Raw genomic sequence first — 7,213 nt, forward strand, 5'->3', positions numbered from 1 at the left:
CGGCCCCGACCCCGGCCCCCGGCGAAGAGCGTTCCACGCGGTCGGTCCTGGTGGCCATCGGTGCACTGCTCCTCGGCATGCTCCTGGCCGCACTCGATCAGACCATCGTCTCCACCGCACTGCCGACCATCGTCAGCGACCTCGGCGGGCTGGAGCATCTCTCCTGGGTGGTCACGGCCTATCTGCTGGCGTCGACCGCCGCGACCCCGCTCTGGGGCAAGCTCGGTGACCAGTACGGCCGCAAGAAGCTCTTCCAGGCCGCCATCGTCATCTTCCTCATCGGCTCGGCGCTCTGCGGCATCGCCCAGAACATGCCGCAGCTCATCGGCTTCAGGGCCCTTCAGGGTCTCGGCGGCGGCGGGCTCATGGTGCTCTCCATGGCGATCGTCGGCGACATCGTCGCGCCGCGCGAACGAGGCAAGTACCAGGGCCTGTTCGGCGCGGTCTTCGGCGCGACGAGCGTCCTCGGGCCGTTGCTCGGCGGGCTGTTCACCGAGCACCTCAGCTGGCGGTGGGTCTTCTACATCAACCTGCCGATCGGTGTCGCGGCGCTTCTGGTGATCGCCGCCGTGCTGCACATCCCGGTCCGCGCCACGAAGCACACCATCGACTATCTCGGCACCTTCCTCATCGCCTCCGTCGCCACCTGCATGGTTCTCGTCGCCTCGCTCGGCGGCACCACCTGGGCCTGGGGCTCGGCACAGATCATCGGTCTCTCCGTGCTGAGCGTCCTGTTGCTGATCGCTTTCGTGCAGGTGGAGCGCCGGGCCGCCGAACCCGTCATCCCGCTGAAGCTCTTCCGGATCAGGACCTTCACCCTTGTCGCCGTCATCAGCTTCGTCGTCGGCTTCGCGATGTTCGGTGCGATGACCTACCTGCCGACCTTCCTCCAGGTGGTGCACGGCATCTCGCCGACGATGTCCGGTGTGCACATGCTCCCGATGGTGCTGGGTCTGCTCGTCACCTCGACCGCGTCCGGGCAGATCGTCAGCCGCACCGGCCGCTGGAAGGTCTTCCCGATCGCCGGCACCGGCCTCACCGCGATCGGACTCCTGCTGCTGCACCGGCTCACGGAGACCAGCAGCACCTGGGTGATGAGCAGCTACTTCTTCGTCTTCGGTGCGGGGCTCGGCCTGGTGATGCAGGTCCTGGTGCTGGTCGTGCAGAACGCCGTCACGTACGAGGATCTCGGCGTCGCCACCTCCGGCGCCACCTTCTTCCGTTCCATCGGTGCCTCGTTCGGTGTCGCGGTCTTCGGCACGATCTTCACCAACCGGCTCACCGACAAGCTGGCCGCCGCACTCGCCGGCCACTCGCTGCCCCCCGGCGCCGGTGTGCAGGGGCTGGCCTCCGATCCGCGTGCCATCGGGCAACTGCCGCCCGCGTTGCGGCCGGCGGTACTGCACGCGTACGCGACGTCGATCACGGACGTGTTCCTGTACGCGGCTCCCGTCGTGCTCGTCGCCTTCGTCTTCGCCTGGTTCCTCAAGGAGGACAGGCTGCGCGGCTCGGTGACCGCTCCGGAGCCCACCGAGACCCTGGCGTCGAACCCGGTGGAGCGGTCCTCGTACGACGAATGCGCCCGCGCACTCTCGGTGCTCGCCACGCGCGCGGGGCGTCGCGAGGTCTATGTGAAGATCACCGAGCGGGCGGGCTACGACCTGCTGCCCGCGGCGAGCTGGATGCTGCTGCGGATCAAACGGCACGGCACGGTCGAACCGGGCCGGCTCGCCGACATCGCCCCGGTGCCGCTGCGGGTGATCAGCGAGGCGGCCCGGCAGCTTGAGGAACGCGGGCTGGTCCGGCGCGAGGGCGTACAGCTGGTGCTCACCGAGGCCGGCTCGGAAGCGGTGGTGAAGCTCGCGGAGGCCCGCGAGGCGTCCATGGCCGAACTGCTGGGGGACTGGTGGGGCCCGGACCGTCCGACCGACCTGGTCAGGCTCGTGGAGGAGCTGACCGCGGAGACGAACGGGTCGAGCAGGGAACGGCCGCACAGTCCCGAGCCGAAACGGGACCACGCGGCCTGAACCCGCGAACTCCGCACCCCTACGAGTACGAGCCGTACGCCTCCGCGTTCGGCCCCGGGCTCGGCATCGCGCCGGCCTCTGCGCTTGGCTTCACGCTCGCCCCCGCGTTCGCCCCCGCGTTCGGCTCCACGCTCGCCCCCGCGTTCGCCTCCGCGTTCGGCTCCGTGCTCAGCTCCTTCGCGAACCAGTGCTCCGCGTACTGCCGCCGGTGGAACGCCGGGACCTCCCGATAGCCGTGCTTGGCGTACAGCCCCCGCGCCTCGACCAGGTCGTTGCGGGTGTCGAGCCGGAGCGTGCGCACGCCCAGGGCGCGGGCCGCGTTCTCGACGGCCGCCAGGAGCAGTCCGCCGCCGCCGGTGCCGCGGTGTTCGGGACGTACGAAGACCCGGGTCACCTCTGCGGTGTCCGCGTCCACCATCAGCAGTCCGGCGCAGGCCGCGGGCTTCCCGTCGAAGCGGCCGACGACGAACTCACCGGTGGGCCGGACGAGCCGGTCGGCCCCGTCGTCGGTGAGCCCCTGGTCGATCTCCTCGGCGGTGGCGGGCCGGTCCCAGTAGCGGCTGGCGACCTCGTCGTAGTAGTCGCGGCGCAGGCATGCGGCGTCGGGGGAGTCGAACGGTTCGGGGGCCAGCATCCAGGTCATGCCGGCCATTCTGACCCGCACACGGTCGAGGGGACCAACGATTTGGCGGGCGCCGGCCGTCACCCGTGCGCGGGTGTCGCCCGGCGCCCGCCACCTCACCCCGTACGCAAGTGTTCGGATCCCGGCGCTCAACCCACCGGTACGGGAGGCGGCACGGCACGCCGTCGCCGGGCCCGCAGTACCAGCAGCACCGCGGCGGCCGCCACCAGCACGGCCACGAGCAGCGACAGCACCCAGGCGGGGATGCCGCCCACGGTCAGCAGCCGGTTCTCGTACACCTTGGTCCGGTACGGGGTGTCGGCGGCGGACGCGCGCAGCTGGTGATCGCCGTCGATCCGCTCCGGGTGCGGGAAGGACTGCTCGATCGCGGTGAGGAACACCGGCCTCTCACCCGTCAGCTCCCGGAGCGCCCTCGTCCCGGCCACCACCGACCGGGGGTCGATCCGGCCCGCGTACGTCACCTCCGGCGCATCGCCGCCGATCGAGTTGCGCGGCTCCATCCGGTGCGGGGCGAGGACATACAGGCCGAGCTGCTGCGGCGTCGAGGCGAGCTTCGACAGCCGCATCGGGTAGACCAGTCGGTCGCTGGCGAAGCGCAGCCGCAGCGGGTCGAGGGTGCCGGTCAGCGCAGTGCCGCCCTCCTGCGGAGCGAGGCGGATCGCGACGTACTCCCACTTCTGGTCGACGTAGGGCTTCAGCGCGCTCGCCAGCCGGTCGGGCAGGTCGAAGCCGTTGTCCTCCAGCCACTGCTGCAGCGCCTCGGGGTCGGTCGCCGCCAGCCGCGCCACGTCGAAGGGGCCGAGCCGCTCCCGGCCGACCACCTCGACGGACGGCGCCCCGGCCGACGGAGCAGCGGCGCCGTCCCCGACATTGCCGGAGCCGGAGAACGGCCAGTCGTGGGAGCGGGGCCAGAAGTAATGCCTGGTCACATGTTCCGGTGCGGTGAGGACGGACAGTTCGGAGAAGAGGCCGGAATCACCGAGCTCCACGCTCGCACGGTGCGGCACCGGCATGATCCAGGCCGCCTCCGGGGCGTTTCCGCGCACCGTGAGACGCATGACGATCTGCTCGGTGCGGCCGTCCCAGTCCACCACCGAGGTCTCCCGGTCCACCGCGACCTGGGAGTCCTTGCTCGGGACCATCGCCCCGCAGCCGCAGGCGTACGCCGGGCTGATCAGCGACCCCACTTGCAGCGAGACCAGCATCAGCAGCAGCGACAGGGCGCGCGCCAACCACTCGCGCCCCTCGCCCCGGACGCCCCGCGCACTCTGCTTCACCCCTGTGCACCGCATGTTTCGTCCGACTCCCCCGTGAACGACAGCGTGATCGACAACACGGGTGAGGACGTACGGCCCGTGAATCCGGTTCCGGCTTCGGCTTCGGCTCCGGCTTCGGTTGCGGTTCGCGGCTCGGACGCGCAGGCACGCCGGCGGCCAGGCAGACCGACGGCCAGGCAGATCGGCACACCGGCGGCCGGGCCGGCAGTCGGGGCGCAGGCGGCGAATGCCCAGTTGGGCATCTTTTCCTATCAAGAGCGGAATGGCAGTCATGCGTTAGTGGGGCGGATTGTGTCTATCTCATTGCGTAATGGGATGGTTTCAGCAGCGTGCCTGGATCGAGGGGCAGGCACCGGAACGGCGGGAGGGCCGGCGCAGCGTGGCGAACGCGGAACAGAGTGTGCGCGGAGACGTGGCGACGGGGGCGAGGGCCGGGGCCGCCCGTGCCCTGCTCTGGCTGATCGTGGCCGCCCTGGCCGTACGGCAGATGGCGGTGCTGCGGCAGCCGTCGGGGGAACGGCTCGCCGACCCGGAGACCTGGACGGGCGAGAACGGCGTCCTGCACGTGACGGGGTCGCTGTACGACAGCGACCGTTTCACCGGCACCCCGTTCGCCGGGCTGGTGCTGGAACCGCTGACCCGCATGGCGGAACAGAGCCTGGGCGTCGCCTGGACCTCCGGCACGCTGCTGCTCGTCGCCGCGCTGGGCATTGTCGCAGCCCGAGCGCTGCCTGTACCGGTGTCCGGATCGTTGTCCGGACCTGTGCCCGGATTGCTGCCCGGATCGGTGTCCCGCCGCGCCGCGCTGCCGGCCGCGCCCGTCGCGATCAGCCTGCTGATGCTCTCGTTGCCGGTCCGCACCGCGCTGCACCTGGGGCAGACCAGCATCCTGCCGGTCCTGCTGGTGCTGCTGGGCTGTTTCGCGTTACGCGGAGAGCGCGCCTCGGGCACCCTGATCGGGTTGGCGGCCGCGCTCCAGCCGACCATGCTGCTCTTCGTCGTACTGCTCCGGCTGACCGGGCGCCGGCGGGCCGCGCTGACCGGCGGCGCCGCGTTCGCCGGCTGCACGGCGTCGGCCTGGGCCGTGATGCCGGGCGATTCATGGACGTACTGGATACACCATGCCGCGGGCACCGGGCTCGGCGGCAACGCGGACGGGCTCGCCAATCAGTCGCTGCACGGTGCGCTGCTCCGGGCCGGGCCGACCGGTCCGCTGGAGATCGTGCTGTTCGTGGTGCCGGCGGCCGCCGTCTGTCTCCTCGGGCTGCGCCGCGCCGCCCGGTACGCGGCCGACGGGCAGCTGCTCCTCGCCGTCGCGGTGACCGGCTGTGTCGCCGTCGCCGTCTCGCCGACCGCCTGGCAGTACCAGCTGCTGTGGGTGCTGCTCGCCGCGGTCGGCCGGGTCGGCAAGCGGGCCTCCGACCGGCCGGTCTGGCCCGTGGTCGTGGTCCTCGTCATCACGCTGCCGGGGACGATGCTGCTGCCGAACATGGCGGTCCTCTTCCCCGTGCGCGACAACGTGCTGCTGATCGCCGCGCTCGCCGCGGCCTGCGCCGTGCCGTTCCTGCCGCGCACCTCGGAGTACTGGCAGCACCCGATCCCCAGGGACCACGCCGCCCCGGTCCCGGCCCGCTGGAGCCGTATCCCGCTGCTGCCGTTCTGGCGGCGGGTGCTGAGCCGGCCCAACCTGCTGCTGGAACTGCTCCTGATCAGGGTCGTGTACTCCGCGTACGCACACGTCAGGCTGGCGGCGACGGCCGGCCGCACCACGGCCGAGCAGCACGGCCGCCAGATCCACGCCATCGAGCAGTGGCTGCACATCGACATCGAGCACTGGGCCAACCACGCGGTCGTGAACGTCGGCGGGCTGCGGGGCTTCTTCGACCACTACTACACGACGTTCCACTTCATCGTGCCGCTGACGATCCTCGGTGTGCTCTACGTACGACGCCCCGCCGACTACCGCTGGGCCCGCAGCACCATCGGTTTCGCCACGCTGTTCGCGCTGGTCGGCTTCTGGCTCTACCCGCTGGCCCCGCCGCGCCTGATGCCGGGGCTCGGTTTCATCGACACGGTCCACGGCGTCCAGGACTTCGCGAAGCCGGACTACGGGAGCCTGACCGCGATGACCAACCAGTACGCGGCGATGCCTTCGCTGCACTTCGGCTGGTCGCTCTGGTGCGGTGTGGTCGTCGTCGTGCTGGCCCCGAAGATGTGGATGAAGGCGCTGGGGCTGCTGCACCCGCTGTTCACGGTCTCCGCGATCGTCGCCACCGCCAATCACTGGGTGCTGGACGCGGTGGGCGGGGCGGCCGTGGTCGTGCTCGGCTTCGGGCTCGCACATGTGCTGGCGGGGCCGCGGGCGCTGCGGCCGGGGGCCGTACCGGCGGCGGCGAAGCCGCAGGACGACCTGGAACGGCCGGTTCCGGTGCCTGTTCCGAGGTCGACAGGCGATGCGACGAGCGATGCGACGGGCGACGTGGTGGGCAGCAAGCAGCACTGACCCACGGGTCCGGGAAACAGCCGGGAAGAGCTGCGCAAGGGCAGGGAACGGCCGCGACGGGTCGCGAAAGGGCAAGGGAGGCCGCGAAAGGGCCGGGAGGCCGAAGGGATGCCGGGACGAACACATCGTCCTGGCACCCCTTCGGCGTGGATCGCCGCCTGACCAGCATCCGCCCATCGGCCCGGGTCCGCCACTCGAACAGCTCAGGAGCCGGTCGCCCCCAGGGCCCAGGTGGCAACGGAGAGCGTGGCCATGGAGACCACCGTCGAGGCCACCACGGCATTGCGGGCCAGCCGGGTGTCCAGGCCGTACTGCTGGGCGTAGATGAAGGCGTTCTGAGCGGTCGGCAGCGCCGAGCAGAGCACCACGGCCAGCAGTTGGTGCTCCGGCAGATGCAGCAGCGGGCCGCCGACGGCCAGCGCGATCAGGGGCTGGACCAGCGTCTTGAGCGCCACCGCCACGACGACCTCCGCGCGCCCGGGACGATCCGCGTCCCCCGGGAGATCCGGCGAATCGCCGACGGCCGGGCGGGCGTTCAGGGACAGCCCCAGTGTGATCAGCGCCGTCGGTACGGCGGCTGCGCCGAGCAGATCGCAGGAGTGGGCGAGCGCGTGCGGCAGCCGCAGCCCGAGCGCGGAGACGCCCACCCCGAGCAGCGAGGCCATGATGACGGGATTGCGGACCGGCATCGTCAGCATCCGCCGGAACACAACGGCTCTCCCGGAGCCGGGCCTTGCCCCCGTCCCGGTCCCCGCTTCCGATC

At 71.3% G+C, this 7,213-nt stretch carries 4 protein-coding genes and 1 pseudogene; 2 read left to right on the top strand and 3 right to left on the bottom strand.

Annotated elements, in window-relative coordinates; genetic code table 11:
• Positions 1–2,027, top strand: a 2,027-nt coding sequence (locus AADR41_RS40320) for an MFS transporter (protein ID WP_342287286.1), incomplete at its 5' end; no start/stop codon positions are given.
• Between the two features lie 169 nt (positions 2,028–2,196).
• Here AADR41_RS40320 and AADR41_RS40325 read toward each other — a convergent pair.
• Both AADR41_RS40325 and AADR41_RS40330 read right to left on the bottom strand, forming a co-directional pair.
• Positions 2,197–2,670: pseudogene (locus AADR41_RS40325) on the bottom strand (GNAT family N-acetyltransferase); the annotation flags it as partial.
• A 128-nt stretch (positions 2,671–2,798) separates the two neighbouring features.
• Positions 2,799–3,875 (bottom strand): DUF2330 domain-containing protein, encoded by a 1,077-nt coding sequence (locus AADR41_RS40330; protein ID WP_342287288.1) that lies wholly within the window; start codon positions 3,873–3,875, stop codon positions 2,799–2,801.
• A 520-nt stretch (positions 3,876–4,395) separates the two neighbouring features.
• On the opposite strand from AADR41_RS40330, the gene AADR41_RS40335 reads away from it, so the two are divergent.
• Positions 4,396–6,450: a bifunctional glycosyltransferase 87/phosphatase PAP2 family protein gene (locus tag AADR41_RS40335; protein WP_342287289.1), complete on the top strand. Its 2,055-nt coding sequence runs from the start codon at positions 4,396–4,398 to the stop codon at positions 6,448–6,450.
• A gap of 203 nt (positions 6,451–6,653) precedes the next feature.
• Here the strand turns inward: AADR41_RS40335 and AADR41_RS40340 are convergent.
• Positions 6,654–7,213 (bottom strand): AEC family transporter (locus AADR41_RS40340; RefSeq protein ID WP_342287287.1); only part of this gene is annotated, 560 nt, incomplete at its 5' end.

This window comes from Streptomyces sp. CLV115 (assembly GCF_038448545.1).
GTDB classification, from domain to species: domain Bacteria; phylum Actinomycetota; class Actinomycetes; order Streptomycetales; family Streptomycetaceae; genus Streptomyces; species Streptomyces sanglieri.

Coding starts and splice junctions, on each gene's coding strand:
- AADR41_RS40330 (WP_342287288.1), bottom strand. CDS start 3,875: ATGCTGGTCTCGCTGCAAGTGGGGTCGCTGATCAGCCCGGCGTACGCC.